The 3848-nt window shown below is 35.5% G+C and carries 4 protein-coding genes; 3 read left to right on the forward strand and 1 reads right to left on the reverse strand.

Translation table 11 applies throughout. The annotated features are described in order from the left end of the window. From ACOVO2_RS14415 to ACOVO2_RS14425, 3 genes are all read left to right on the forward strand, one after another. Positions 1–1212: class I tRNA ligase family protein (locus ACOVO2_RS14415; RefSeq protein WP_421770653.1), on the forward strand; the 1212-nt coding region annotated here is incomplete at its 5' end. 58 nt (positions 1213–1270) lie between these two features. Then, positions 1271–2584, forward strand: a complete 1314-nt coding sequence (locus tag ACOVO2_RS14420; protein WP_421770654.1) for a PQQ-dependent sugar dehydrogenase — start codon at positions 1271–1273, stop codon at positions 2582–2584. A 35-nt stretch (positions 2585–2619) separates the two neighbouring features. After that, positions 2620–3204, forward strand: coding sequence for a Uma2 family endonuclease (locus ACOVO2_RS14425; protein ID WP_421770655.1), 585 nt, complete (start codon positions 2620–2622; stop codon positions 3202–3204). 2 nt (positions 3205–3206) lie between these two features. On the opposite strand, the gene ACOVO2_RS14430 is transcribed toward ACOVO2_RS14425, so the two are convergent. Continuing rightward, positions 3207–3848 (reverse strand): Uma2 family endonuclease (locus tag ACOVO2_RS14430; protein ID WP_421770656.1); only part of this gene is annotated, 642 nt, incomplete at its 5' end.

A 3848-nucleotide genomic window follows, 5' to 3' on the forward strand; every position in this document is an offset into this window, starting at 1 on the left:
GGCCGTGCCGAAGGTTGGAATTATAAAGGGAATGAATATGAACTAAGCACGATGCCAGGTTGGGCAGGAAGTAGCTGGTATTGGTTCAGATACATGGATGCCAACAACGACCAAGAGTTTGCCTCGAAAGAAGCGATTGACTACTGGCAAAACGTTGACCTTTACTTGGGCGGAACCGAACACGCTACTGGCCACTTATTGTATAGCCGTTTCTGGAATAAATTCTTGAAAGATAGAGGTTATGTACCGCAAGAAGAGTACGCCATGAAACTCATCAATCAAGGGATGATTATGGGGCGTTCGAGTTTAGTATATCGTTTGAAATCGAGCGAAGGACAAGGAAACAACCCTATCTTTGTTTCTTATAACCTAAGAAATCAGTATGAAACTACGCAAATTCATGTTGATGTTAGCTTGGTTAAAAATGATGTATTGGATACAGAAAAATTCAAGAGATGGAGACCAGACTTTGAAAATGCGGAATTTATTCTTGAAGATGGTAAATATATTTGTGGCTCACAAGTTGAAAAAATGTCCAAAAGACTTTACAATGTTGTTAATCCTGATGACATTGTAAATGAATATGGTGCTGACACATTCCGTCTTTACGAGATGTTCTTAGGGCCATTGACAGAAAGCAAACCGTGGGATACGCGTGGTATCGAAGGAACGTATAGGTTTGTACGTAAAGTATGGCGTTTATTCTTTGACCAAAACGGCAAAAATTTAGTAGTTGATGCCGAGCCAACCAAAGAAGAATTAAAGGCTTTGCACAAAACCATCAAGAAAGTAAATGAAGATATTGAGTCTTTTTCATTCAATACTTCGGTAAGTTCGTTTATGATTTGTGTGAATGAACTTTCTGACCTAAAATGTCATAAAAAAGCAATTCTTGAACAATTATTGGTTATTTTGTCGCCTTATGCACCACACGTAACCGAAGAATTATGGCAAGTTTTGGGTCATACGGATAGTATTACGGCTCAACAATTCCCAACTTTCGATGCTAAACATTTGGTGGAAGACTCATTCGAGTATCCAATTCAAGTAAATGGCAAGGTTCGTGCAACACTCAATTTCCCTGCCGACATGAGCAAGGAAGAAATCGAAAAATTAGTTTTAGAAAATGAATTAGTGGTCAAATGGTTGGAAGGTGCTACACCAAAGAAAATCATTGTTGTTCCAAAGCGTATTGTGAATGTTGTAATATAATTTTGAAAGGCAGCAATTACTTGCTGCCTTTTTTAATTTACTTTAGACATAACCCAAAATGAAAACTTTACTATTACTTATCTTTGGCCCATTGATGCTTTTTGCACAATCACCCAATATTCAAGCAAATTTGGTTTCTAGTGCTTTTTCATCAATCGTTGACATTGCCCATGCAAACGACGAGCGACTTTTTATAGTTGATGGAAATCGGATAAAAATACTCGTAAATGGCCAAGTTTTACCAACTCCATTTTTAGATTTAACCAACCAAGTAAACTGGGTAATGGCGGTTGCTTTTCATCCTAACTATGCCCAAAATGGCTATTTTTATGTAAAATACAAGGCAAATGATGCAAGTTGTGTGATTGCAAGATTTCAAAAATCAAGCTCAGATGAGAATATAGCTGATAATAATTCGCAGAATATACTTTACAGTTATCCTGACAATAATGGTCATGAAGGTGGTGATTTAGAATTTGGAAAAGATGGATACCTTTACACCGCTACCGGTGATGGGGCTTCGGGGGCAAGAAATACAGATGGTGATGAATTTGGCAATGCCCAAAATATGGCATCTGTAAAAGGTAAAGTATTACGTTTTAATGTTAATTCCCCAAATCTCATTCCAATCGAAAACCCTTACCAACAACCAAATGATAATATTCCCGATGAAATTATAGCCACTGGCTTGCGTAACCCTTGGAAATTTTCTTTCGACCGTCAAACGGGTGATTTATGGATTGGTGATGTAGGACAAGATAGTTATGAAGAAGTAAGTTTTGTACCTTTTGGTAGTTTTGAAGAAAGAAATTTTGGTTGGAGTTGCTATGAAGGCAATATGCTTCATTTAACTCAAAATTGTCCACCCAATCAAAATACACTCACCATGCCAATCATCGACTATGCTGGATACAATTTCAATGGTAATCAAGCAGCATCTGTGACTGGCGGATATGTTTATCGAGGCAACAAATACCCTGTTTTAAATGGCTTTTATTGCTATGCTGACTATAACTCTGGGAAATTTTGGTTGTTAAAACGGCTCCCAAACGGAACTATAAGCAATGATTTTAAAGGAGTTTTAATGAACTTTCCAACCTCATTTGGCGAAGATAAAAATGGAGAACTTTATGTAGCTACTTTTGACAAAATATATCAGATTTCGGCCTGTGGAAATGAACAGAACATAACCGTGAGCGGTCAAATAACTACACCAAGTTTTTATAATGCTCTCAATTCAATTACAAGTACTGCCATAATCACTAACTATTCAAATGTACTATTTAGTGCAAGCAATAAGATTGAACTAAATGCTGGTTTTAAAGTCGATAATGGAAGCGTTTTTTATGCTCAAATTGATAGTTGTCGATAGAAATTGTTATTTTGGCTTTCGTTAAAATATTCAAAATGGGAGAAGCAGCATTAAAATACAGATATTCAATTAAAGATTACCTCGAAATGGAGGCCAATTCTTTAGAAAAACTTGAATATCATAATGGAGAAATACTCGCAATGACGGGCGAAACGCTCAATCATGGACTACTTTCAAACAGTGTTGGTGCAAGCCTTATAAATGCCATCAGAAAGAAAGGAAAATCTTGCCGAACTTATAGTAGTGATGCCAAAATTGCGATTTCTGAAGAAAAATTTGTCTATTCAGATAGTTTTATAGTTTGTGGTAAAATTGAAACATTTCCAGAAATGCCACAGGCAGCCAAAAATCCGATTTTAATCGTTGAGGTGTTATCTGACTCAACAGCTTTGTACGACCGACAAGATAAATTTCAAGCATATCAAACAATCGATTCTTTTAGAGAATACGTACTTGTTTCTCAAAACGAAATTTTAGTTGAAGTTTTTTTTAAGCCCGAAAATGCAGTTTTCTGGCAATATCGTTCTTACAACAAACTCGAAGATATTATTGAACTGAAATCTGTTGATGTTGAAATATCACTCAATGATATTTACTTAGATTGGGAGCTTTTGCCATAATTTTATTTCAATATGCTCAAATCTAATTCAAAACCAACTAATATATTTTCGCCAAAAAGTTTTTTATCAAAGCCAACAACGATTTCCATCTCTTGATTTTCTCTAAAAATATATGTCTTTTGAGTTTTAGGATTTATCAACCAAGCCAATTTACAACCATTTGCTATCCATTCTTCTTCCATTTTTCGTTGAGCGTCTTTCAGATTGTCGGTAGTACTCATTAATTCCAAAACAAAGTCAGGGCAAACAGGTGGAAATTTTGTTTGTTGTGCTAAGTCTAATTTATCCCAACTTTCATTATTTACCCACGCCACATCTGCTGAACGAGCTGCTGAACTTGGCAAACGGAATGTAGTTGATGAATCAAATACTTTCCCAAGCCTTTCTTTACGATTCCATCCTACGAACTCAAAATTAATTTCTGAATTCATTATACCCGTTATTCCTCCTGTATTTGGCATAATTAAAATGTTTCCTTTTGCATCTCTTTCAAATTTTAGACCGTCATTTTGTGTACAGAAATCATAAAATTCATCATCGCTCAATCGGAATCTATCATATTTTAATTCTACATATTGCCCCATTGTCTTATTATTTTTTGTAAATCTAATTGATTTTGACAGAATAAACAAAAAAGGAAGGCT

The sequence above is a fragment of the Emticicia sp. genome (assembly GCF_049241225.1).
GTDB lineage: Bacteria > Bacteroidota > Bacteroidia > Cytophagales > Spirosomataceae > Emticicia.

Coding starts and splice junctions, on each gene's coding strand:
- ACOVO2_RS14420 (WP_421770654.1), top strand. CDS start 1,271: ATGAAAACTTTACTATTACTTATCTTTGGCCCATTGATGCTTTTTGCA.
- ACOVO2_RS14425 (WP_421770655.1), top strand. CDS start 2,620: ATGGGAGAAGCAGCATTAAAATACAGATATTCAATTAAAGATTACCTC.